The sequence below is a fragment of the Streptomyces sp. NPDC000075 genome (assembly GCF_040301925.1).
In the GTDB taxonomy this organism is placed as follows: domain Bacteria; phylum Actinomycetota; class Actinomycetes; order Streptomycetales; family Streptomycetaceae; genus Streptomyces; species Streptomyces polychromogenes.
Genome location: NZ_JBEPFL010000002.1, coordinates 158,335 through 181,685 on the forward strand (window position 1 = coordinate 158,335; position 23,351 = coordinate 181,685).

16 protein-coding genes and 4 pseudogenes are annotated in these 23,351 nt (G+C 72.6%); 12 read left to right on the forward strand and 8 right to left on the reverse strand.

The genetic code is table 11. The features are described 5' to 3' along the window. The first annotated feature begins 111 nt into the window (after positions 1-111). Positions 112-300, forward strand: coding sequence for a helix-turn-helix transcriptional regulator (locus tag ABT403_RS02840; protein WP_344157348.1), 189 nt, complete (start codon positions 112-114; stop codon positions 298-300). A gap of 8 nt (positions 301-308) precedes the next feature. On the opposite strand, the gene ABT403_RS02845 is transcribed toward ABT403_RS02840, so the two are convergent. The 5 genes and pseudogenes from ABT403_RS02845 to ABT403_RS02865 form a co-directional block, all read right to left on the reverse strand. Further along, positions 309-674 carry an NUDIX hydrolase gene (locus ABT403_RS02845; RefSeq protein ID WP_344157351.1) on the reverse strand — a complete coding sequence of 122 codons (366 nt, stop codon included), beginning with the start codon at positions 672-674 and terminating at the stop codon, positions 309-311. Positions 675-1,520: 846 nt separating this feature from the next. Beyond that, entirely contained in the window at positions 1,521-2,789 is a 1,269-nt protein-coding gene (locus ABT403_RS02850) for a competence protein CoiA family protein (RefSeq protein ID WP_486388780.1), read from the reverse strand. 443 nt (positions 2,790-3,232) lie between these two features. After that, the gene (locus ABT403_RS02855; protein WP_344157357.1) at positions 3,233-6,961 is read right to left on the reverse strand and encodes a DEAD/DEAH box helicase; all 3,729 of its coding nucleotides are present in this window, start codon (positions 6,959-6,961) and stop codon (positions 3,233-3,235) included. Positions 6,962-7,482: 521 nt separating this feature from the next. Next, entirely contained in the window at positions 7,483-8,616 is a 1,134-nt protein-coding gene (locus tag ABT403_RS02860) for an N-6 DNA methylase (protein WP_344157360.1), read from the reverse strand. Then, positions 8,558-8,833, reverse strand: a pseudogene (locus tag ABT403_RS02865) (hypothetical protein); the annotation flags it as partial. The gene ABT403_RS02860 and the pseudogene ABT403_RS02865, both read right to left, overlap by 59 nt. Positions 8,834-9,071: 238 nt before the next feature. Between ABT403_RS02865 and ABT403_RS02870 the strand changes: the two are divergent. The 3 genes and pseudogenes from ABT403_RS02870 to ABT403_RS38995 form a co-directional block, all read left to right on the forward strand. Continuing rightward, positions 9,072-9,701, forward strand: a pseudogene (locus ABT403_RS02870) (family 4 glycosyl hydrolase); the annotation flags it as partial. After that, complete coding sequence (locus ABT403_RS02875) at positions 9,671-10,660, forward strand: aminoglycoside phosphotransferase family protein (RefSeq protein WP_344158930.1); 990 nt, start codon at positions 9,671-9,673, stop codon at positions 10,658-10,660. The pseudogene ABT403_RS02870 and the gene ABT403_RS02875, both read left to right, overlap by 31 nt. Positions 10,661-10,669: 9 nt before the next feature. Next, positions 10,670-10,795: pseudogene (locus tag ABT403_RS38995) on the forward strand (pirin family protein); the annotation flags it as partial. A gap of 17 nt (positions 10,796-10,812) precedes the next feature. Here ABT403_RS38995 and ABT403_RS02880 read toward each other — a convergent pair. Then, positions 10,813-11,808, reverse strand: a pseudogene (locus tag ABT403_RS02880) (LysR family transcriptional regulator); the annotation flags it as partial. On the opposite strand from ABT403_RS02880, the gene ABT403_RS02885 reads away from it, so the two are divergent. After that, positions 11,798-12,916, forward strand: coding sequence for an oxidoreductase (locus ABT403_RS02885; RefSeq protein ID WP_344157366.1), 1,119 nt, complete (start codon positions 11,798-11,800; stop codon positions 12,914-12,916). The pseudogene ABT403_RS02880 and the gene ABT403_RS02885 overlap by 11 nt on opposite strands. Here the strand turns inward: ABT403_RS02885 and ABT403_RS02890 are convergent. Both ABT403_RS02890 and ABT403_RS02895 read right to left on the reverse strand, forming a co-directional pair. Next, positions 12,877-13,860, reverse strand: a complete 984-nt coding sequence (locus ABT403_RS02890; protein ID WP_344157370.1) for a GNAT family N-acetyltransferase — start codon at positions 13,858-13,860, stop codon at positions 12,877-12,879. The two genes, ABT403_RS02885 and ABT403_RS02890, sit on opposite strands and share 40 nt — an antisense overlap. Beyond that, a complete protein-coding gene (locus ABT403_RS02895) occupies positions 13,857-14,306 on the reverse strand; it encodes an MFS transporter (protein ID WP_344158932.1) in 450 nt (149 codons plus the stop codon). Before ABT403_RS02895 ends, ABT403_RS02890 begins: the two co-directional genes overlap by 4 nt. Before the next feature lie 189 nt (positions 14,307-14,495). Here ABT403_RS02895 and ABT403_RS02900 point away from each other — a divergent pair, with 189 nt between their 5' ends. The 7 genes from ABT403_RS02900 (at position 14,496) to ABT403_RS02930 (ending at position 23,344) form a co-directional block, all read left to right on the forward strand. Beyond that, on the forward strand, positions 14,496-15,074 hold the full coding sequence (locus tag ABT403_RS02900) for a hypothetical protein (RefSeq protein WP_344157373.1): 579 nt from the start codon (positions 14,496-14,498) through the stop codon (positions 15,072-15,074). A gap of 119 nt (positions 15,075-15,193) precedes the next feature. Then, positions 15,194-15,718: a COG1361 family protein gene (locus tag ABT403_RS02905; protein ID WP_344157376.1), complete on the forward strand. Its 525-nt coding sequence runs from the start codon at positions 15,194-15,196 to the stop codon at positions 15,716-15,718. Positions 15,719-16,126: 408 nt separating this feature from the next. After that, positions 16,127-18,268 carry a hypothetical protein gene (locus tag ABT403_RS02910; protein ID WP_344157379.1) on the forward strand — a complete coding sequence of 714 codons (2,142 nt, stop codon included), beginning with the start codon at positions 16,127-16,129 and terminating at the stop codon, positions 18,266-18,268. Between the two features lie 82 nt (positions 18,269-18,350). Next, the gene (gene pelF, locus ABT403_RS02915) at positions 18,351-20,039 is read left to right on the forward strand and encodes a GT4 family glycosyltransferase PelF (RefSeq protein ID WP_344157382.1); all 1,689 of its coding nucleotides are present in this window, start codon (positions 18,351-18,353) and stop codon (positions 20,037-20,039) included. Then, the gene (locus ABT403_RS02920; RefSeq protein WP_344157385.1) at positions 20,036-21,442 is read left to right on the forward strand and encodes a hypothetical protein; all 1,407 of its coding nucleotides are present in this window, start codon (positions 20,036-20,038) and stop codon (positions 21,440-21,442) included. Before pelF ends, ABT403_RS02920 begins: the two co-directional genes overlap by 4 nt. Before the next feature lie 108 nt (positions 21,443-21,550). Beyond that, positions 21,551-22,552, forward strand: coding sequence for a GDP-mannose 4,6-dehydratase (locus ABT403_RS02925; RefSeq protein WP_344157388.1), 1,002 nt, complete (start codon positions 21,551-21,553; stop codon positions 22,550-22,552). A 78-nt stretch (positions 22,553-22,630) separates the two neighbouring features. Then, positions 22,631-23,344: a nucleotidyltransferase family protein gene (locus ABT403_RS02930; protein ID WP_344157391.1), complete on the forward strand. Its 714-nt coding sequence runs from the start codon at positions 22,631-22,633 to the stop codon at positions 23,342-23,344. Positions 23,345-23,351 lie beyond the last annotated feature (7 nt).

Here is a 23,351-nt window from a genome sequence, read left to right on the forward strand (position 1 = left end):
CAGGACCATGTACCGGAGACGCACGGCCTCACCAAACCCGAGGGCCGCTGCGAGGCTGCTGGACGTCAGGGCGCGGGGCTCTGATCCCTCACGCAAGCCCTGGAGTGCCATGTGACGCCGCAATTCATGGACGTCAAGTCGACAGCGACCTACCTGAACATGTCCGTCCAGTGGGTCTACCGGGAAGCGCCACGCCTGGGGCTCACCCCCTACAAGTTCGGCGCTGGCCGCAACGCGAAGATCCAATTTAAGGTTTCGGACGTGCAGGCTTGGGCCAAGCAGCAGCGGCTCTTGTCCTGATGGCTATGTCAAGGTTGAAGGACGACGTCCAGGTGCCGCTGGACCGGTTCGAAGAGTCCGTACGGGATGTATCGCGGGATCTCTGACAGGGTCACCCACGCGACCTCGGCAATCTCGTCGACGTCCGCGACATGCGCCGTCCCCCCGGCCAGCTCGCAGGCCGTGTACGAGACCCGTCGTCCGGTGATCGGATGTACCCGCTCGCCCAGCGGGGCCACGGGGACCACGTCCACACCGGCCTCCTCCTTCGTCTCGCGGACGGCGGCTACCTCGAAGGACTCGCCCGGCTCGACCTTGCCCGCCGGGAACTGCCATGAGAGTTGGCCCTCGGCAACCCGTCGCCGGACGAGCAAGACGCGGCCCTCGTGAGCCACAACCGCACCTGCCACCCAAGGCGCAGGGGCGGCGCTGCCATTCAGCGACGCCTGTCCGCTACTCACGACACTCCCATCGTCGGGGTGGGGAGGTGGGCGATGACCGACGGGACGCTGTGGGTGGGTCATCCTCGCGTGCTCCTCGTTGTTGCCGTGATGAGTTGAATAGGGGCGGCTGCCCAATCGTCATCCCTAGAAGAGTCCTTCTTCCACCGCGGTCGACGCTGCTGCGTCTTGCTGGGCGCGCTCGAACTCGAGCTGCCACGCTCGCGCCTCGGCGTAAGCGACGTGGACCATGCTGCCCGGACACAGCACCAGTGCCCGGGGCTCGATCTTGTGGTCCTTGACCGACCCGTACCCGATTCGTTTCGTAGGTAGCAGGGCGTGCGGGACGGCGCAAGAGGGGCAGGGAGCCTTCGGGAGGGTCGCCATGTCACCAGGATGACCTCGTCAGTCCTGGCGCGGAAGGGAGCTCACATACCGCGCACTGCGGCATACCGGTGCGCGGATGTCACCGGCCTGCTCTGTTTCGTCGAGTCTGTGCCCAAATGATCACCAGGCACAGCACCGGTTCCAAGCTTAAACACGGCACCCAAGGTGCGCACGCGGCGAACAGGAGATGGGTGAGTACGCCGTAAGTGACGGCCCGTCGATGAAGCCGTTGAGGCGATAGATGATCTGGACGGACTTACTGTTGTTCAGCCCGCACCGCTCCGGTGGAGAGCAGGCAGGGCAGACGGCTCGATTGGTGCTTACCTGTAACGGGACCTGTGCAGTTGGCAATGCTCACAGTCCAGGCCGCGCTTGGCGCGCCGTTGGCGCCTTGTCGGCCGCGGGGCGGTCGGACTATCCGAAGAGGAGCTGCTCGTGCTCCGGCAAATCGAAGACCACGAGCTCCTTGCACTTCACGCCAGCCAGCAGCTTGGCCTCGGTCTTGTTCCGGACGAACACCGTCAGCTGGCCGACCCCGTTTGACGGCACGAGCAGGCCGGGGCAGGGCCGGGCCACCCCGTACAGGTACCCATCCAGCCTGAACAGGGGAGCGCCGTGGCCGTAGCGCGGTTCTGGGTAGAGCCCATCCGGGATCCGTAGCTGCACCTTGTGCTCCTGCCGGGCCCAGGCAGCGACCGCCTCGAACAACTCCCGCACCTGAGCGCCGGAGAGCAACGACCACCACGCCCTGCTGGCCTCCTCCGCGCGCAAGACGCGCTCCGCTTCCTCGGCTTCCTCGCGCAGCCGCCGCTCCTCTGCCTCGGCCAGCTTCCGGTTTCGCCGAGCCACCTGCTCCGCCCGTTCTTCCAGCCACCGGGCGTGCCGTGCTTCCGACAACTCCCGCGCCCTGCGGTTACTCTCCTCCAGCTTCTCCAGGCGGCGCGCCTCCTCCCGGGCGGCTTCCTCCAAGCGGACCTGCTCGGCCTCCGCTTCCGCCGCCAGCCGCGCCTCTTCCGCGACCCGCTTCCTCTCCTCCTGGCGCTGGCGCATCACGTCGTGCTCGGCCTGTAAGCGGGCCGACTTTGCCGACGTCCACCACATCCCACGTCGCAGCACCCACAGCCGCCCACCCACCCGCCGCTTCACCCGGTGATACCGGCGCAGACTTACCACGGGCTCGACCTGACCCTCCAGCGCCCACCGAACGAACACCGGCAGCGGCGTCGTCCGCACACCCCACGCACCGAAACTCCAGTCGAACGCGGCAATACCGTCATCCACCGCCCACGCCCCGCCGGCCTCCGGAGGCTGAGCCCGCACTGCGGGCACCTCGTCGATCCACTTCGGGGACTTCTCGTGCGGCGACACCCAGCACACTCGGATCCCCGCCTCCGCGTACCGGTCTGTGCGGGCCTGGATGTCGGGAACGGTGATCGGCGACAACTGCGCCTCCCACGCCATCCGCCGGCTGCCGTCCGGGGAGGTGGCCATCACGTCGGCCCGCCAGGACTTGTCCGGCGCACTCACTTCCAGCTCGGCGTGCCAGCCCGCATCGCGGATCGCCCCGAGCAGCGCCAGCTTCGTCATGTGATGCTCGAAGCTCTCGTTCTCCAGCGGGCAGTCGTCCGGCCGCTTTCCGTGATGCGCGAAGAACCGGGTCCCGCCCCGCAGCACCGCACTCATCGCGCCCTGACAGTCCGGACAGGACAGTGGTGCTCGGGGCCGTACCCGGTGGACGTCCTCCCAGACGATCCCGCACCCCAGATCCGGCAGCCCCGCATACAGCCGCCCCAAGACGGCATGCACAGCCGTGTACGGCACGAGCCCCTCCCCTCCCGCACAAACAGACCACCCAGGCATAGCAGCCCCCGCCGACAACGGCCCTGCCCAGACCACGTTGATCTACGACCCCCAGGCGCAGGCGTTCACCCGCACCCTCGCCGGGGTTCTGGGAATCACGCGCGACCTGGCTGCTCAGGCGCGAGTCGGCCGACTTCCGCTCTGAGGATGAGTGGAATCCGTCGTGCACGGGCCAAGGGGTCGATTCTGGCTTGCGCCTTGAGTCGGGCTTGCGGCGTCGTATCGTGACGCCCGTGTAGCCCTCTGCTCTGCCGTTTCGCCGGTGGTTACTCGCCGTCCGGCGGCCAGGTGGCGTGGTCGCGGCGGTGGTGGAAATCGGTGAGCTCGCGGGCGAGGACGTCGAAGTGGGGGAGCGGGGCCCACAGGCCGCGCTCGCCGATGACGTAGAGGCGGCGCTTGGCGCGGCTCGCGGCGACGTTGAGCAGGTGCGGGGTGCCGGCCGCCCACGCGCGGGCGCCGGGCCGGCCGCCGCCGAGCACGAGGACGACGACATCGGCTTCCTTGCCCTGGGCCCGGTGGACGGTGGCGCAGCGCTCCTCGATCAGTGCGGACGTCCAGCCTTCACGGCCGCGGCAGATCTTCTGGCATTCGGCCACGAGGGCCCGGAAGGGGGCGATGACGCGCACGCGCTCGATGTCGACGCCGTGCCGGTGCAAGTGGTCGAGGACGAACTCGAAGGCCCGGCGGTCGCGTTCGCCCCACGGGGCCTCGGGTGGGCGGGCCGGGTCGTCGGTGTTGAGCCAGCGGCTGGGGAGCAGGCCGTCCCGTTCCGCATCGGGGAACGCCTTGGGTGCCGTGCCGTAGACCATGAGGCCGCCGTACGCGACCTCGTTGCTGACCGTGAACATCGGCTCTTCGCAGCGGCGGTGCACGCGCAGCGGCGAGCCCACCCAGACGTGCTCGTCGTCGGTGTCCGGGGCCGGCAGGTAGGTGCCGTAGCGGTTGGTCCGGTCGGCGACGGCCTGGGCGGAGGTGGCCGAGGGCAGCCAGTGCTCGTCGACGCCGTAGGCGTTCAGCAGCCGGCGTTGGAGGGCCGTGGGCATGGTGACGACGGGTTCGAGCTGGAGCGGATCGCCGACCAGAACGGCACGGCGGGCCCGCCACAGCGCCCCGGCGGCGGCCTGTGGGGTGGCCTGCCCGGCCTCGTCGACGAGCACCCAGCCGATCGACTCCCGGCCGAGGCGGGCGAACATGCTGCCGATGGAGGAGAAGGTGGTGGAGACGACGGGCACCAGGAGGAAGAGGGTCTGCCACGCGTGCTCGACCTCCTCGTCGGGTACGGGCCCGTTGGTACCGGTCATCAGCTCCATGAGGACCTGGAGGTTGCCGCGGACCTTCTTCGCGGCGCCGGCGACGAAGGCGCGGTGCAGGTCGAGGGCGCGCAGGAACAGGTCGCTGCGCGCGGTGGACCATGCCTCGTCGGACCAGGGCGAGCCGAGTTCCTGGTCGGCTTCGGCGAGGTGCGACCAGCCGAGCGGCAGGGAACTCAGCGTCCGGGCCGCCTCCCGCAGTTCGCGGTGGCTGCCGTCGAGTTCGGCCACCGCGGCCCGCAGGTCGCTGCGGGAGGAGTCGGCGACCTGCCGGGCGCGGCGGAGGGAGGTGGCTGCCGCGGACTCCCGCGCGCTCGCGGCCCGTTCGTGGTCGAGGGCGGCGGTGAGGCCGGCGGCGGCCTCGTCGACGGAGGCGGCGGACCGTGTGTGCCGGTCGGCGGCCAGGGACTCGGCACGTACGGCTGCGGCGACCTGTTCCAGGGAGTCGTCGAGCGCGGCGCGCTGCTGGATGAGCAGTTGCGCGATCTCGGCCTGGGTGTGCTCCTGCTGCCTTTCGGCGGCCTGCCGGTCGGCAGAGCTCTGCAGCAGGCGGCGCAGCCCGCCGCGCAGGCCGCGCTCGACGGCCGGGGGCGCGTCGTGGCGGGCGGTGAGCGCGGCCACGTACTCGCGGTGGTGCGCGGCCAGTTCACGGGCGGCCGACAGGTCCGCGCGGGCGGTGGCCAGCTCCTGGCGGGCCCGCGGTACGTGCGCGGAGGCCGCGCGGTGTCCGGCCTCGGCCGCCGCGGTGACGGCCCGGCAGGCGGCGGTGGCGGCGGCGGCCCGGTCCAGGACCGCCGTGGCGGCGGCGACCTGCTGGTCGGCCCGGGACACGGCGGCTTCCCGGTCCGCGATCCGCTGCCCGGCCGACGGGGACTCGACGGCCGCCAGGGCCCCGGCCAGCCGGGCGCGTTCGGCGCGCAGCCGCTCTACCTCGGCCTGGGCGGTACGGAACGCGGCGACGGCCTCGGTCCACGACGGCACGGGCTGGGCGGGCCCCGCCGCAGCCTGGTCCGCCGGGGTGACGCGAGGCCGGCCTCCGGGCGGGGGCTTCGGCGGGAGCCAGTCGCGCAGGACGTCCTGCATGCCGCGCAGCGGCGGCAGTCCCGCAGCGGAGCGGGCCCGGGTCTCCTTCTCGGGCAGCCGGCCCCACCAGAACCGCTGTGCGAACTCCTTGCGGTTGGTCTTGTTGCCGAGCACCGCCGCGACCAGACCCCAGGCCGGCCCGCCGAGGAGCGCGGAGGCGAGGTCGGAGAAGTGGTCGGGGCCGCCGTGCCAGTGCTCGCCGAGCGCGCCCATGCCGGGCAGTTCGGCGGTGATGTTCTCCACGGCGCCGTTGTTGGAGGAGGTGACCACGATCTCGAACCCGGTCAGCCGCGGGTCGAGCCGCGACACGGTGCGGGGGTAGGTACCCTGGCGGTCCCTGCCGTGCCAGGCCGGACCGGTGAACGCCTTCTCGGGCCGGTCGAACGTGGCCAGCACCGCTGCCCGCTCGACGACCAGTGCGGCGACCAGGTCCCGCAGCATCGTGGTCTTGCCCGTGCCCGGCGGGCCGTTCACGGAGAACATCCCACCCGTGGTTCCCGCCCGGTCGGCGAGCATCCGGTCGACCGCGAACTGCTGGCTCAGCGCGAGCGGGAACCGCGCCGGTGCGGGCCAGCGGCCGGCCGGAACCAGCTCCGGAGCCACCCCTTCCAGGACGACCCCGCGCTCCCGGCGCACATCCGTCCGCGCCCCCACGGCGACGGCGTCGAGCTCGGTCAGGTACGCCTCCAGCGCCGGGCCGAACCCCTTCCCGACGGCAGCGGACACCCGGGCCAGATCAGGGGGGAGCAGACTGTTCAAGAACGGCGCGGCGGCGGCGACCTTCGCCTGCGGGTCCCGCGGCCGTTGGACCAGCCTGCTGCGCACCCGGACCACCTGCGGGCGCAGGTGGTCCTGTACTCCGCACAGGTCGGCGATCTGCGCGGTCAGGGCGACGAGATCGGCGAAGCCGAGTGGACGGGCACCGGCGCCAGCCCCGTGATCCGCCTCGGTCGGCACGTCAGGACCGTCGGCCGACGACCCCTCGGGGACGCCCCGGGTGCCGTCCGGCCGCCCGGACCGCACCTGCTCCTCGGCGGGGCGGCGGGCTGCGGCCCAGTCCGCGGCGCGGCGCACCAGGGGTTCCGCCGCGCCCTGGAGGGCGGCGCCGGCGACCTCGCCGAACAGGGCCCCGACCGCGCCGACGGCGGCGCCGCCCAGAATCTCGGCGAGCAGCCGCTGCCAGCCGCCGCCGGCCGTGCCCGGCGCTCCCGCCGTACCCTCGGAGCCGGGCCACCGCGCGTACGCTGTTTCGGCAGCCGGTGTGGTGGGACCGTAAGGGATCGTGGTGGCCGTGAGCTCGTCGATCGCCCCGCCGAATGCTTCGTCGAGTTCCTCAAATCCGTCCAGCCACCCCGGTGTGGACGGCCCCGGATCGAAGAGGCGGCCGGTAGCCCAGGCGCACGCGGAAATCACGGACGTGTCTTCGAGCGGTCGGCCCTCGTCGTCCAGGACCAGCGCGAACATCGCACTCTGGCCCGACAGCACCAGCTCAGTCTGCGGCACGCCGGGGTCGGGATCGGTCCCCGCGGGCAGTACGGCGATCATTGCCTGGCGGAGCAGTTCCAGGTCGAAGACCCCGCAGTAGACCTCGTGCCGCCACATGCGACCGTACGGTGCCCGCCGTGCCCCCGTCTCCGGATGGTCTGAAGCCCACGGCAGGAGCGGTGGCCGGCCCGGCTCCGGCGTCAGGTCGGTTACGTACTCGTCCCTCGGCCCGGAGCGTGCGGCGGGGCGTCGGCGGGGCAGCGCCGGGATGGTCGGCGGGCTGAACAGCTCGATCGCGCGCCAGCACTCCAGCAGGGCCTTCTGTCGACGGTCCTGCGCGTGTCCGCTCCGCACCCACTGCCCCCGTGTCGCACGCGCGGCATGCTGCCGCTCCCTTGAAGATCAGCCGTATCGCTGAATCTACCGGACCGTCAGTGGGAGGCGTCCCGGTCAGCCTGGGCCTGCGGCGCCGGAACGCCTAGTGACAGAGGGCTGGTTCGGCCGGCTCGGGCCCGGGGCGGGAAGGCTCCAGGGGCGTGGTGGAACTCCTGTGAGCCCCGACTGTCGGGAGCGGTCACGGCCGGTGCGGGCACGGTCCGCTCCGGCGACCTCGATGGGCCCGGCACCTGCATGGGCTGTCAGCGGTAGCCGAGCCCCCGGAGGCGGGATCGGAGCCGTTCTGTCGCTGCCTGACTCTGCTGCTCCAGGTCTGCGAACGAGGTCTCGTACCGGGAGCAGAGATCGTCACCGAGGACTTTGAGTACTCGTTCGCGCGCCGGGCCGCTGTGCCGGGAGAGCTCGCCGTCTGTCGCCGCCCATCGCTCGATCACTCCGGGGAAGCCGCGGTGTTCCAGGCTTCTGACGTCGTCCTGCCGGTCCGACCACCATGCCGCGAAGACTCCAGTCAACTGGTACGGGTCCAGGAGCTCCAATGGCAGGAGTTCCTCACGGAAGGAAGCCATGAGGCGGGAGCGTGACATGAACAGCTGTTTCGCGTCCGCGAGTTCGGCGATCTGCGCTCCCGCGCCCTCCCACCACCGGCAGCACTGGTCGACGAACCTGCGCTCCTGGGTGGCCGCGAGGTCCGGGATGCGGGCGGCCGTGGCTTCGCAGCCTTCGGCCGGGAAGCTGAAATAGTCCAAGTTCCTTGGCTGGAAGAGGTCCGCGAGGTCGATGCCGAAGGAATGGAACCTCGGCTCCTCCGCCTCCACCTCGTGTCTGGGGACACCGCCGAACAGCGCCGCGCGGACGTCCAGCAACGGCCCTTCCGGCGGACCGGCGTCGACGTAGCGCGGGATGTTGAGGCTGAAATCGTTCTCCGCGATCTCCTCCAGCGTGACCACCCGGGAGAAGCCGTCGATGTCAGCCCTCTCCCGGAAGGCACTCACGATCTTCTCGATGTTCTCCGGCTCCAGGCGGTTCAGCGTCCGGCCGGTGACCACTTCGCGCTCGGCATTGACGAACAGCACGGTGCCGCGTTCCCCCACCGGCGCTCCGCCATTGCCACGCAGCACGAGGATGCAGGCCGGGATGGCTGTGCCGTGGAATACGTTCGGCCCGATACCAATCACTGCTACGAGCCGGTCGTCTTCAAGGATGCCCCGGCGGATCTCGGCTTCCGAGCCTCCCCGGAACAGCACACCGTGCGGGGTCACGACGGCTCCGATCCCGTCCGGACGCAGCACGGCGAGCACGTGCTGGACGTTCATCAGATCAGCCTTCTTCGCCTGGGCGGGAGTCCAGCCGTATCGCATCCGTTCCGGGTGCTTCATCTCCCTCTCCGTATACGGCCAGGGTGTCACCACAGAGCACCGAGCCGTCCGTCACGTTGTGTTGCAATAGGTTCAGCCTGGCGATGGAGCACGTCTCAACGTTCAGTTCCTGCCCGAAGAGGCCGAGGCCGGCGCCGTCACGGCCGTAGACCGACTGCCCCGGTTCCGGACGTACCAGCTCTACCATCAGCTGGATCACGGCACGAGGCGTGTAGAACTCGCCCCCCCTGGTCGGTGGCCTCCTTCGAGCAGGCCGGACCCGTCGCTCCGCTGGCGTCGATTGCCGTCAACGGGCCGGCCCGACCTCCCATGCGGCTGAAGTTGAGGTAGTCATTCCGCATTGCGGTCAGGTGCCGTCCAATTGCCTTGACAGGCAGAGTTTTTTCTTGATTCTGTTTGAATTGGTTTCGTGCCTCGAGCGACGATCCGCGAGGTGACGACTGCAGGAGCCGGCAATGAAAATCGCAGGTGTGGGCGGCGGTTCCACGTACACGCCGGAACTCGTCGACGGATTCGCCCGCCTTTTCCCGCAGGCGGATCTGTGCCTGGTCGACCCGGCCTTCGCTGACTACGACGCCTCGGACGCGTCACGTGGACCAGCGACCTCGACGCCGGTCTCGGCGACGCCTCCGTGGTCATCCTCCAGCTCCGCGCCGGCGGACAGCAGGCCCGGATCGGCGAAGAGACCCTCCCGATGAGCTGCGGCTGCGTCGGTCAGGAGACCACCGGCTTCGGCGGTCTCGCCAAGGCCATGCGCACGGTCCCCGTCGTCCTGGACATCGCCGAGCGGGCGGCGCGCCTCGCCGCGCCGGGCGCCTGGATCGGCATCGAAACCCGCGCCCTGCCCTCGTACCACCTGCGCTACTTCTACTGCCACGACACCCGGTGCGAGCAGGTCGCCGCGATCGAGTCGGAACTCCTCCGGATGTACGCCGACCCGACGCGCAGCAAGAAGTCCAAGCTCCTGGAGGAGCGGGGCGCGCCCGCACGCCGTCGGCGTACGCAACAACGGGACCCTGCCGTTCCTCTCCGACGAGGCTGTCATCGAGGTGACCTGCGACGTGGACACGACGGGCGCCCGCCCCCCATCGACCGCGGACGCAAGGGCCACAGGCAGGCCGGTACCACTGACCAAGGATCGGACACACGGAGCATGACCATGCACGACGACGAGATCGTCATCGAGGACGAGGCCGTCCGTGAGCTCATCGCCACCCAGTTCCCCGAATGGAAGGCGCTGGAGGTCCGCCGCCTGACGTCGAGCGGCACGGTGAACGCGATCTTCCGCGTCGGCCACGAGCTGGCGGCCCGCTTCCCCCTCCAGCCGCTGGACACCGAGGTCTGCCGGGAGACCCTCCGGCGCGAGGCCCGGGCCTCGCAGCGGTTCGCCGAGCACTGTCCGGTCGCGGCTCCGCGCCCCGTCGCCCTCGGCGACCCGGGCGGCGGCTACCCGCTGCCGTGGTCGGTGCAGACCTGGGTCCCCGGAGAGGTCGCCACCGCCGGCTTCGGCGGATCCCCGGACTTCGCCCGCGACCTCGCGGGTCTCCTCAAGGCGCTGCGGACCGCCGACACCGAGGGCCGCACCTTCCAGGGCGAGAACCGGGGCGGCCACCTGCCCGACCACGACGAATGGGTCGAGCTCTGCTTCGAGAAGAGCGAGGGCCTGCTCGACGTGCCCCCGCTCCGCCGGCTCTGGAGCCACTTCCGCGAGCTCCCCGACAAGCCGGGTGACGTGATGACCCACGGCGACCTGACCCCGCACAACGTCCTGGTCGAGGGCGGCCGGCTGGCCGGTGTCCTCGACAGCGGCGATTTCGCCCCGGCCGACCCCGCCCTCGACGTCATCGCCGCGTGGCACCTGCTCGACGACCCGTCCCGCGCGGTGTTCCGCGAGGAACTGGGCTGCGACGACCTCGAATGGGAGCGCAGCAAGGCGTGGGCGTTCCAGCAGTGCATGGGTGCGATCTGGTACTACATCGACACCAACCCGGCGATGTACGAAATGGGTCGTACCACCCTTGCGCGCATCGTCTCCAACAGTTGAAACAGGCCCCAGGCCCGTGAGGACCGGGCGACCGGTACCCGTTTCGGCGAGGTCAAGGGCTACGACGGCCCTCCGGTTCCGGCTCCGGAGCTCCCGCCGACCCAGGGTGCACTGACGCCGGCCGGCGGGTCCAGGGTCGGGCACAGGTCGACGAAGGCGCGGATCCGGGCCGTCTCGGCCGTCGCCGGCCAGAGGAAGCCGAAGTCGACGGGCGGGGCGTCCTCGAAGGGCACCCAGGTGATGCCGGGGCGGCCGTTGTAGCGCTCCACCGTCGCGCACGCCGGGGAGACGCCCGCGCCCGCCGCCACGAGGGTGAGCAGTTCGAGCCAGTACGTCGCCGTCCGCCCCCGGGGAACGGCCCGGCCGGCCGGGGTGTGCCGCGGGTAGTGGTGGTCGAGCCAGTACCGGGGGATCGCGCCGTCGATGGTCAGGAGGGGTGCTTCGGCGAGGTCTTCGAGGCGGACGGACGTGCGCCGGGCGAGGGGGTGGCGGTCGGGCACCATCAGCGCGCGGGGCTCGGAGAGCAGGAGAGGGCCGGCCGTCAGATCCGGTTCGGCCAGCGGCCGTTCGGTGACCTGGAGGTCCACCTGTCCGCTGCGGATCGGGCCGAACGGGTCACACAGCTGCACCTCCTGGATCTGTACGTCGCTCCCGGGGTAGCGGGTGCGGAACCGCTCGGCCGCCTTCAGGATCACCTCGGCCGCCATCGGGCCCGAGTAGCCCACGCGCAGCGTCCCGCCGAAGCCCCGTCCGGCCTCCGTGGCGCGGGCGACGGCGCGCTGGATCTGCCGGTAACCGGGGAGCAGGTCGTCACGCAGCCGTGCGCCGATCGCGGTCAGGGCGACGTGGCGGCTGGTGCGTTCGAAGAGCGGGGCGCCGATGCGGCGCTCCAGTCTCTTGATGGTCTGGCTGACCCGGCCCTGCGCCAGCCCGAGCCGTTCCGAGGTGCGCCGGAAGTGGAGTTCCTCGGCGAGCGTCAGGAACGCCTCGATCTCATGCCGCTCCAGCACCGGGCCCCCGATCGGTGAGTTCCGCTCAACGATCGTAGCGCTTACCGATCTTGTTCGGGTGTGCGGGACGGCCGAGAGTGGGTGAGGGCCGCCCGGTCCTTCCGCCGTGCCGATTGGAGCGAACCCCTTGTCCGTCACGCCTGTCGAGTCCCCTCTGTTCGAGCCGGCCCGGCTGGGCCCCCTCGCCCTGCCCAACCGGCTGGTGATGGCACCGATGACCCGCAGCCGCGCCTCGGCCGAAGGCGTCCCGCAGCCGGTCATGGCCACCTACTACGCGCAGCGCGCCACGGCGGGGCTGATCATCGCCGAGGCGTCCACGCCGAACGCCGTGGGCCAGACCTATCCGAACATCACCGCCATCCACCTCCCCTCCCACGTGGACGGCTGGAGACGGGTCACCGACGCGGTGTGCGGGGCGGGCGGCCGGATGTTCCTCCAGATCCAGCACGGCGGCCGCGTCGGCCACCCCGACACCAGCGGACTGACCCCGGTCGCGCCCTCGCCCGTCCCGCTCCCGGAGCCGGTCTCGACCCCCTCCGGACCGCAGGAGGCGGTCGTCCCGCGCGAGATGACCGTCGACGAGATCCGTTCCACCGTCGCCGACTTCGCGGCCGCCGCCCGCCGCGCCGTCGACGCGGGCTTCGCCGGGGTGGAGGTGCACGCCGCCAACGGCTACCTGCTCCACCAGTTCCTGGCCCGGGGCACCAACCGGCGCACGGACGCCTACGGCGGCCCGGTGGCCCACCGCATCCGGTTCGTGGTCGAGGTGGTCCGGGCCGTCGCCGAGGCCGTCGGCCCGGAGCGGGTGGGCGTGCGCATCGCCCCCGGACTCACCGTCAACGGCATCGAGGAGGGCGACACCGAGGAGATCTACCCGGCGCTGCTCGACGCCCTCGCGGACATGGGCCTCGCCTACCTCCACGTCGTCTTCGCCGACCCGGAGCAGCCCCTCTTCCGGCGGATCCGCACGCTGTGGCACGGCACGCTCATCGCCAACCCGGTGCTCGGCTGGGGGCGGCCGCTGCCCGCCGACGGCGGCCGGGAGGCGGCCGAACGGCTCCTCGCGGCGGGGGCCGACCTGATCTCCCTGGACCGGCCCTTCCTCGCCAACCCGGACCTGGTCGAGCGGCTCCGGGGCGGCGCGCCCGTCAACCAGGTGCGCGACGAAGCCCTCTTCTACACCGGCGGGGCGGACGGGTACACCGACTACCCGACGCTGGACGGCGCCGGGCCGGTCACGGTCTGAGCGGGGCCTGGGGGGACGCCCCCCGCCACCGCCCACAGCGCCGAAGTGACGCCGCCCCGCAGGGTTTTGGCCCGCAGGGACTCCATGCCGAGGTGGACGGCGGTCGCGCCGTGGGCGTAGGCGTACTCGATGGGCAGGTGGGCGCCGCGCAGCCGGTCGTAGTCGTACCCCGTGGAACGCAGCCAGACGGCGCCGGCGTGCAGGGAGAAGAGGCTGAAGGCGGCCATCCGGCCCTCGGCGTAGGCGGCGTGGACGACACCGGTGCCCGCCATGCCCTCGGCCTGCTCCCGCAGCAGCGCGGCCATGAAGCCGGGGTCCACCGGGTGGTGGTGGCGCGCCTGGAGCTGAGCGGCCAGGGCGCCGGCCTCGTCGGCGCACTCGGACAGCCGCAGGGTGCGCAGTTCGTAGCCGGCTTCGGCGAAGGCACGGCGTTCGCGGCGGACGCAGGTGCGGCGGGCCCGGGGCAGCCCGGCGAGGTAGTCCTCGAAGGAGCCGCCCGGCAGCGGGATGCGCGCCTCCTCGTTCAGCCGGACGGGCGCGGCCCCGCAGGCGTCGGCGAGCTCGGCGGCCGCCGCGTCGGTGACGTAGAGCCACCAGGGCCGGGCCCGCCCGGCCTCGGCCAGCGAGCGGGCGGCCGCCACGAGCCGGCCCAGGGCCTCGCCGCGCCGGGGCGGGGCGAGACGGGGGTGGAGGAGCGGGGCGTTCACGTAGCCGCGGCGGGAACCGGCGAGCACGACCCTGCCCGGCTCCTGGCCCGGGACCACCTCGTGCACCCGGTAGAGGTCGTTGGGCTCGGTGTCGACCACGTACAGCGGCGCGGCCGCGACCAGCCGGCCCTCGTCGTGGACCAGGGCGTAGCGGACCAGGGCGGTCGGGTCGTGCTGCTGGGCGGCGGGCCATTGGTCCTTGCGGGGGACCGGGTACGGGCGGCGGTGGCCGGTCACGACGTCAGCCCCTCCTGCGCGGGCGGGGCCGGCTCCTGCCGGGCGCCGTCCCGTGGGGTGCGGTCGCCGAGACTCAGCACCAGGGGCAACGCCAGCAGGTTCAGCGCCCCCACGACCACCCAGGGCCACAGCGGCCCCCGGCTCAGGAGCATGGTGAGCAGAGCCGGGGCGATGGTGTTCCCGACGGTCCAGGAGAGCTGGAAGACACCGAGGTAGCGGCCCCGGATGTGCTCCGGCGCGAGCGAGGTGCCGAGTTCACCGCTGGGCGGCATGCTGAGCATCTCGGCGAGGGTGAACAGGGCCATCGCCGGTACCAGTCCGAGGGCCACCAGCCGGCCGGGGACCGCGAGGAGCAGCCCGAAGACGGCGAAGGCGGCGGCGTTGGTCACGGCGGCCAGGGCCAGGACCCGGCGGGGGCGGCGGCATTCGGTCAGCCCCGCGACCAGGCCCTGCCACCTCGGTCAGGTGGAGTACCGCGCGGACGGGGTCTACGTCACCGGGCGCCGGGTCGACGTCGTCCACCGCTGGTTCGTCGTCAACGACGTCACCACGGCTGCGGACGCGGCCCTGCTCGCCCCCTCACCGAAGCCGCCGACCGGGGGCTCGTCCACCTGTTCACCCCGCTGGAGAACGAGGTGTACGGCACGAAGGCCGCCCTCGCCCTCCTCAGCGACCAGCGCAACCGCTCCCTGTTCGACCGGGCGGAGCCGGCGCTGATCGACGGCCTGCTGCCGTGGACCCGGCTGGTCCGGGACGAGAAGGCCGAGGTGTCCGGGGAGCGGGTGGACCTGCTGCGGTACGCGCCGGCGCACTGGGAGGACCAGCGCCGGGTCCGCCCCGTGACGGAGGACTTCCCCGCGCCAGGGGGCGGCGCGCCCGGGCCCGCCGTGCTGACCTGGGGCGTGTTCCTGGCCGGCCGGGGCTACGGCGGGGCGTACCTGCGCGGCACGACCGAGGTCGGAGCCGGGGTCATCAGCTCCGGCAGGGGAGGCCGCCTGGGCACGCTGTTCCTCTGCGACGACGCCCCGGAGGGGGCTCCCCGGACCCCGGCCGCCACTCTCCGGCCCGGCGGGCACGGCGAAGCGGTGGCCAACGTTCCGGGAAATGCCAGCGTCATGTACGAGCCATTCGCGCCCCCGGCGCCCCGCCCGGCCCCCGGGGACCGGGGCGACCGGTCGGGAACCCTGCGTGGACTGCTGCTCCACGGTGAGTGATCATCGTTCACGGGTTCTGTACGGCGCCTTCACGGGGCGCGCACTTCCGGCCGTTGTGCGCCCCCGCGCTCCCCCGGGGGGCAGACGGCGCCCGAGGTGCCGTCCTAGCCTCCCGGGCCATGCGATCACCTCTGAAGAGCCGCTTCGGCCTCACCGCGTCACTCGCCTTCGTCCTGGCCGTGTTCGGCCTCGCCCCGGCGGCCCAGGCCGACCCCGCCCCGGCCGCGCTGACGTTCAGCACGAACGCCGCGACCGTCACCCCCGGCGGGACGGTGAACCTCTCGATGACGCTCACCAACAACAAGACGTACGACGTCTGGTTCGTCTACCAGACCATCTCGCCGACCTGGCTCACCAACCAGCGCGCCGACCTCAAGTACAGCTTCACCGGGTGCAGCGTCGCCACCCCGACCGGCGCCGCCGCCTGTTCCGGCGTCGGCCCGTCCGACCTCGGCGGCAACTACGGCGCGACCATACCCCCCGGCCAGAGCCGCACGGTGACGCTGACCCTCAAGGTCGCCGCCGATTCCGGCTGCAACGGCAACATCGGCTTCTACTCGTACTACTACGCCGAGTTCAGCGACAGCACGAACACCAGCGGCGGCCCGGTCTACACGCCGGAGACGCGCGTCCTCTGTGCCTGACGCATCGTCAGCTCAGCCAGGGGTGGCTTGAAACCGCCCTCGTTCTTACGTTCTAGTGGTCTGGACCACTAGCCCAGGGTGCCGCCGGACCGCCTCGGTCCGGCGGCACCCCGCTCGGCTCCGGACCGGCGCTCATACCCGGCGGAACGGTCCGCCCATCGGGTGCCGGAAGGGGCGGGAACGGGCGGCAAAGGACAACTCCGCACGCTGACAGGCCCGTTGGCCGCCCACATTTTTTCGTCGGTTTTCGCAACGTCCCCACGAAAGCTACACACAGGCACCACCATGTGACGCGACGGATGCGTCGACGACTGGTTTCTGAGGGGGAGGCCGGCGTCGCGCAAGGGGGGCGTCCGCCGCTTCGTGCGCGCCGCGCTCACCCCTGCCCGGGGAGGGGACATTCACCGCATGAAGCGAAGCAAGCGCAGCATACGCACCGCCGTCTTATCGGCCGGCGCGCTCATCGCGGCCGCCGGACTGCCGGCCGGCGCGGCCCACGCCGACACCACACCCCGCGTGGACCTGCGGGTGCTGGTCGTGGCCGACGGGGGTCCGGCCGTCCAGGCCATCACGGCGGAACTGGACTCGGCGGGGACGCCGTACACGCAGGTCGACCTCACGCGGCCGGACCGGCCCACGATCGACGCGGCCTTCCTCGCCGACACCGTCGCCGGCCGTCCCCGCGCGAAGTTCCAGGCGGTCGTCCTGCCCAACGACAATCCGTTCACCGCGGGCTCCGCCGAGATGGCCGCCCTCACCGCGTACGAGCAGACCTACCGGATACCCCAGGTCGACGCCTACACCTACGCCCGCCCCCAGGTCGGCCTCCAGTACTTCGTCGCCGGCGGATACGCGGGCAGCGTCGACGGCGTCCAGGCCGGCGTCACCGCCGCCGGCCGCTCCGGCCCCTTCGGCTACCTCGAAGGCGCCGTCCCGTTCGAGGACAACTCGCCCACCGTCGGCGAGAGTTACGCCTACCTTGCGCAGCCCGCCCCCGGAGCGGACTTCACCCCCTACGTCGACGCGCCCATCCCCGGCACCGCCCGGCGCGGCTCCCTCGTCGGCGAGTACAAGCACGACGGTCGGCGCGAACTCGTCGTCACCTTCGTCTACAACCGCTATCAGCAGCAGTACCGGCTGCTCGCCCGCGGCATCGTCGAGTGGATGACCGGCGGCGTCCACCTCGGCGCCTCCCGCAACTACTTCTCCGTGCACGTCGACGACGTCTTCGCCGCCGACGACCGCTGGGACACCCGGCTCAACTGCACCCCCGGCGACGTCGACTGCGCCGGCGGCGGCGGAACGCCCAACCCCATCCGGATGACCGCCGACGACGCCGAGTACGCCAAGAACTGGCAGGCGGCCCGCAACTTCACCCTCGACATGGTCTACAACGGCGCCGGCAGCCTCGACCAGCGTGAGGACAACAACGGCGTCGACCTGCTGGCCGACAAGCTCCAGGCCGACCGCGACCGGTTCCGCTGGGTCAACCACACCTACACCCACGCCTTCCTGGGCTGCGAACAGGACGTCAGCGTCGTGCCCTGGCGGTGCGCCACCAACCCCGACGGCAGCACCAAGTGGGTCAGCCGCACCACCATCGACGACGAGATCGTCCTCAACCGCCTCTGGGGCCAGAGCTTCGGCCTGCCCCTGCAGAACGACGAACTGGTCACCGGCGAGCACTCCGGCATGGCCGTCCTGCCCCAGCAGCCGCAGGACAACCCGAACCTGGCCGCCTCCCTCACCGGCGACGGGGTCAAGTGGGTCGCCTCCGACAACTCCCGGGACCCCGAACAGCGCCAGGTCGGCTCCGCCTCCACCGTCGCCCGCTACCCGATGAACGTCTACTACAACGTCGGGAAGGCCGCCGAGGCGGTCGACGAGTACAACTGGATCTACACCTCCCGCGCCCAGGGCGGCAGCGGCATCTGCGAGGACCACGCGGACACCACGACCTGCCTGCCCGCGCCCCTGGACACCGCCACCGGGTACGCCCAGAAGATCGTGCCGGCCGAGACCCGCACCGCGCTCGGCCACGTCCTCGCCAACGACCCGAAGCCGCACTTCATCCACCAGTCGAACCTGGCCGAGGAACGCCTGGCCTACCCCGTGCTCGGCGGGGTCATCGACGGCTACGACGCGCTGTTCAGCGCCGACACCCCGCTGGTCAACGAGCGGATGAAGGACATCGGCACCGAACTGAGGCGCCGCGGCGCCTGGAAGAACGCCCTCCAGGCCGGCCGGGTCACCGCCTACCGCGTCGGCGACACCGTCACCGTCACGGCGCCGGCCGGGCTCGACGTCACCGCGACCCTGCCCGCCGGTACCCGGCTGGGCACCGCCGCCTTCGGCAGCCCCTACGCGGGACGCGTCTCCGGCTGGACCCCCTCGGCCGGCAGCCCGCTGGAACTCACCCTGCCGTCCTCGGCGCCCGCCGCACCCTCCGCCGTGGCCGCGCCCCGACCGGCGCCCGCCACCGCACCGGCACCCGGAACCAACGTCCCGCCCGCCGTCCGCGCGGGCGGCACGGACACCGGCCGGCGCTGAACCGGCGTCCCGCCCGTCCGGGCCGCCCAGCGCGGCCCGGACCGGCCCGACCACCCCCACACACCGGCCGTGGAGCACACCCATGCACGCTCAAGCCGGCGCGCGGCGCCCCGGCGCGCCGCACGTCACCCTGCTCACCGAAGGCACCTATCCGCACAGTCACGGCGGGGTCAGCGTCTGGTGCGACCAACTCGTCCAGGGCATGCCCGACATCGACTTCGACGTCATAGCCGTCACCGGCACCGGCCGGGAATCCCTGGCCTGGGACCTGCCCGGCCACGTCCTCGGCGTCCGGTCGGTGCCCATGTGGGGAGCACCCCCCGAGGGCCGCGCGCCCCGCGGCCGCGGCCACCGCCGGCTCGCCGACGCCTACGAGCGGTTCCTCACCGCGCTCCTCGACCCGTGCGCCGAGGACGGGTTCGCGCCCGCCCTCTCCACGATGGCGCGGGCCGCGTCCGACGGCGCCCTCAGCCCCTTCCTGCGCGGGGACCACGCGATCGCGGTGCTCGCCGCCGTCTGGAACCGGCCGGGACTGACCGTCCGCGAATCCCGTCCGACCCTCCACGACGCCCTGACGGCCACCTCCCTCCTGGAACACGCCCTGCGCCCGCTGGCCGCCCCGCCCCCGGAACACGGCGTGGCTCACGCCGTCAGCGGCGGCGTCGCCGTCCTGCCCGGACTCGCCGGACTGGAACGGCACGGCGTCCCGCTGCTGCTCACCGAACACGGCGTCTACCTGCGCGAGCGCTACCTCGGCTACCGCACCGCCCCCTACCGCTGGCCGGTCAAGGCCGTCGTCCTCGGCTTCTTCCGGCTGCTGGCCGAGGAGAGCTACCGGCGGGCCTCCCTGGTCACCCCCGGCAACCGCTACAACCGGCTGTGGGAGGAGGAGGGCGGCGCCGACCCGCAGGCCATCCGCACGGTCTACAACGGCGTCGACCCCGCCGCCTTCCCGCCCGCCGGGCCCGAACCGGACGTACCGACCCTCAGCTGGGCCGGCCGGGTCGACCCGATCAAGGACCTGGAGACCCTGATCCGTGCCTTCGCCCTGGTCCGCGCCCGGGTCCCCGAGGCCCGGCTGCGCCTGTTCGGCGGGACGCCGCGCGGCGGTGAGGCCTACCGGGAGCGGTGCGAGGCACTGGCCCGCGACCTCGGCCACGAGGACGCGGTCACCTTCGAAGGGCGGGTGGACGACATCAAGGACGCCTACGCGGCCGGGAACGTGGTGATGCTCTCCAGCATCAGCGAGGGCTTCCCCTTCACCCTCATCGAGGCCATGTCCTGCGGCCGGGCCACCGTCTCCACCGACGTCGGCGGGGTACGGGAGGCCGTAGGCGAAGCCGGTCTCGTCGTACCGCCGCGCGACCCGGAGGCCATGGCCGAAGCGGCCGTCGCACTCCTCGGGGACCCCGCGCGGCGCGCCGCGATGGGGGAGGCGGCCCGGCTGCGGGTCATCGAGCAGTTCACCCTGCGCCAGACCATCGACACCTTCCGCTCCATCTACCTCGAACTGCCCGGCCTCGACCGCACGGTCCCCGCCACCGCCGTCCGCACCCCCGCCGGCGCCAGGACCGCCCCGGTTCTGGTTCCCGCCCCCGCCGGGGCCCCCGCCCCGGTCCTCCTCACCCCGGTGGCCGTGGCCGCCGGGCGGGCCCGCAGACAGGAGCGGGCCCGCCCGCCCGCCGCCGTCCCGGCCCGCACGGCCGACGGCCGCCCGGCCCGCGAGACCGGGGCCGACGCGGTCACCGACGCGGGGAGCCTCGCCGGATGAGCGGGCCGATGTCACTCGAACCCGGCGGGGCGCACCAGGACACCCTCGCCCTGCGGCTGGCGGACACCGCCGCGAGACCGCCGCGCCGGGCCTGGGCCGAGACCACCCTCACCCTCAGACTGCCCGGACCCGACGAGGCGGAGGTCAGCCGGCTCGCCGCCGAACTCGCCGACCGCGTCGGGCCCGCCGTCCACCCCTACGAGGTGGCGGCCCTCCTGGAGGCGGAGGGCCTGTCCGCCGAGGTGATCCGCGAACGGTACGGACACCCCAACATCTTCTCGCTCGCCGCCGCCCTCTACGAGCGGGTGCCCCGGGTCTTCCCGGAGCCCGCCCGGGCGCCGGACCCCTGGCGCCCCGACACCGTGCGGTGCCTGCTGCGCGGACTGCTCTTCGCCCTGCCGGGGCTGGCCTACCTGCTCACCGCCCCGCTGTGGAACCCCGGCCGGCACGCCGCCGGGCCGGTCGTCGCCGGCATCGTCTCCTGGGCCTGGGGCCAGGCCCTCGGGCACCGCGCCTACCTGCGGATGGTGGCCGGGCGGCGCGAGGCCGGCCGGACCCTGCTCGCCGGAGCGCCGCTCGGGGCGGCCGCCGCCACCGCGGCGGGGGCCGCCGTGGCCGGCGGCTCCGCCGTGACCTGGGCCGTCGCCGCCCAGTCGCTCTACCTGGCCGCCGCCGGGATCCTGCTGGTGCTGGGCCGCGAACGGCTGCTGCTGGCCGCGCTCTCCCCGCTGGTCGCCGGGGCCGCCGTCCTGCCGTGGTGGGAGCCGGGACCCGTGATCCGTACCGCCCTCCCGGCGCTGGCCCTCCTCGCCACGCTGGCGGCGGTCGCCCGGGTCCTGCGGGGCGCCTTCGCCGCCCCGGCCGCCGCCGACGGGGGCGCCGTGCCGCCCCTGCGCAGGTCCCTGCCGTACGGGCTCTTCGGACTGGCGGCCGCCGTACTGGTCCTGCTGGAAGGGCGGGCCGAGCCGTACGCGGTGATCGCGCTGACCGTGAGCATGGGCCCGGCCGAATGGCTGCTCTACCGCTTCCGCGGCCTGTCCGTCACCGCCCTCGGCGCGGCCTCCACACCCGCCGGGTTCCTGCTGCGCTCCACCGGGGTCCTGGGCCTCTGTCTGACGGGCTACCTGCTGCTCCTGCTGCCGGTGGCCCTGCTGACCGGCGCCGGCCCGGCCACCCTGCTGCTGCTCGCCGCGACCCTGTGGACCGCCCTGCTGCTCCAGGCCTTCGGGGTCGCCTGGCCGCCGGCGGCCCTCTGCGCGGCGGCCGCGGCCGCCGCCGGGGCCGTCACCCTCCTGGGGCCGGCGGCGGGCCCGTCCGCCCTGACCCTGGCCTGCGGCCTCGCCGCCGGGGCCCTGGCCGGCTGCACCCTGTGGATCCTCGGACGCCCGGCCCGGCACGCCTGACCGCGCGTACCACCCGTATCACCCGGACCGCCCGGACCGCCCCACCGCACCGCCCCGCACCGCGCTCACACCCGTACGCGTCTCCAACCCACCTGAAAGGTGCACACGTTGACCACCGCACCGCTCGCCGCCGTCACCGGAGCCGAGGGCTTCATCGGCTCCCACCTCACCGAGGCCCTCGTCGCCCGCGGCTACCGGGTCCGCGCCATGGCCCAGTACAACTCCTTCTCCTCGTACGGGTGGCTGGAGACCCTGGCGCCCGACGTCCTCGACCAGGTGGAGATCGTCCTCGGCGACGTCCGCGACCCCGGATCCGTCCGCGGCCTCCTCGAAGGCGCCGAAGCCGCCTACCACCTGGCCGCGCTCATTGCGATCCCGTACTCCTACCGGGCCCCGCACAGCTACGTCGACACCAACGTGACCGGCACCCTCAACGTGCTGGAGGCCGTCCGCGCCCTCGGCACCCCGCGCCTCGTGCACACCTCCACCAGTGAGACGTACGGCACCGCGCAGACCGTACCGATCACCGAGGACCACCCCATCAACACCCAGTCCCCGTACGCCGCTTCGAAGGCCGGCGGCGACCGGCTGGCCGACAGCTACCACGCCAGCTTCGAGACCCCCGTGGTCACCCTGCGCCCGTTCAACACCTACGGACCCCGCCAGTCGATGCGCGCGGTCATCCCCACCGTCATCGGCCAGGTGGCGGCCGGCGAACGCGTCATCACCCTGGGCGACCTGCGCCCCACCCGCGACTTCAGTTTCGTCAAGGACACCGCGCAGGCCTTCCTCGCCGCCGGCACCGCACCCGCCGACCGCGTCGTGGGACGCACCTTCAACTCCGGTACCGGCGGCGAGATCTCGGTCGCCGACCTGGTCACCCTGATCGGCAAGGTCATGGACGTCCCCATCGAGGTCCGCGAGGAGAGCGAGCGGCTGCGGCCCCCCGCCTCCGAGGTGATGCGGCTGGTCGCCGACGCGACCCGGCTCACCACCGCCACCGGCTGGCGGCCCCGCCACACCCTGGAGGAAGGGCTCGCGCACACCGTCGAGTTCTTCCGCGACCCCGGCAACCTGGCCCGCTACAAGACCGGCATCTACAACATCTGACCGCCGGGCGCTCCGCCGGCGTTCTCCACATCCCCACATCACTCACCCTCCCCCCACCCAACCCCTAGGAGGAGACCCATGTACGCAGTGATCCTGGCGGGCGGCAAGGGCGTCCGGCTGCGGCCCTACACCACGGCCCTGCCCAAGCCCCTCGTGCCCATCGGAGACCAGCACGCGATCCTGGAGATCGTGCTGCGCCAGCTGTCGGGGGCCGGGTTCACCCACTGCACCATAGCCATCGGGCACCTGGGCGAGATCATCCGCGCCTACGTGGGCGACGGCTCCCAGTGGGGCATGAGCATCGACTACGCCACCGAGGAGAGCCCGCTCGGCACCATGGGCCCCCTGCTCAACCTCCGCGACCGGCTCCCCGAGCACTTCCTCGTGATGAACGGCGACGTGCTCACCGACCTCGACTACGCCGACGTACTGCGCCGCCACGAGGCCTCGGGCGCCCCGCTGACCATCGCGACCTACCCGCGCAAGGTGCACATCGACTTCGGGGTGCTCACCACCGACGCCAGCCGCGTGGTCGGCTTCACCGAGAAGCCCAGCATGGACTACCACGTCTCCATGGGGGTGTACGGTCTGAGCCGGTCCACCCTCGACGACTACACACCGGGCCTGCCGCTCGGCTTCGACGAGCTGGTCCTGGACCTGCTGGGCAGTCAGAACCTGCCCCAGTCCTACGCGTTCGACGGCTACTGGCTCGACATCGGCCGCCCCGACGACTACGACCGCGCCAACGCCGAGTTCACCAGCCGCAAGTCCTTGCTGCTCAAGGGAGCCTGAGCACCTC

Bases quoted from the DNA above. Each gene is read 5' to 3' on its own strand.
- pelF (WP_344157382.1), top strand. From the start codon at position 18,351: ATGCACGCTCAAGCCGGCGCGCGGCGCCCCGGCGCGCCGCACGTCACC.
- ABT403_RS02860 (WP_344157360.1), bottom strand. From the start codon at position 8,616: ATGAAGCACCCGGAACGGATGCGATACGGCTGGACTCCCGCCCAGGCG.
- ABT403_RS02930 (WP_344157391.1), top strand. From the start codon at position 22,631: ATGTACGCAGTGATCCTGGCGGGCGGCAAGGGCGTCCGGCTGCGGCCC.
- ABT403_RS02905 (WP_344157376.1), top strand. From the start codon at position 15,194: ATGCGATCACCTCTGAAGAGCCGCTTCGGCCTCACCGCGTCACTCGCC.
- ABT403_RS02850 (WP_486388780.1), bottom strand. From the start codon at position 2,789: ATGAGTGCGGTGCTGCGGGGCGGGACCCGGTTCTTCGCGCATCACGGA.
- ABT403_RS02920 (WP_344157385.1), top strand. From the start codon at position 20,036: ATGAGCGGGCCGATGTCACTCGAACCCGGCGGGGCGCACCAGGACACC.
- ABT403_RS02855 (WP_344157357.1), bottom strand. From the start codon at position 6,961: ATGTGGCGGCACGAGGTCTACTGCGGGGTCTTCGACCTGGAACTGCTC.
- ABT403_RS02910 (WP_344157379.1), top strand. From the start codon at position 16,127: ATGAAGCGAAGCAAGCGCAGCATACGCACCGCCGTCTTATCGGCCGGC.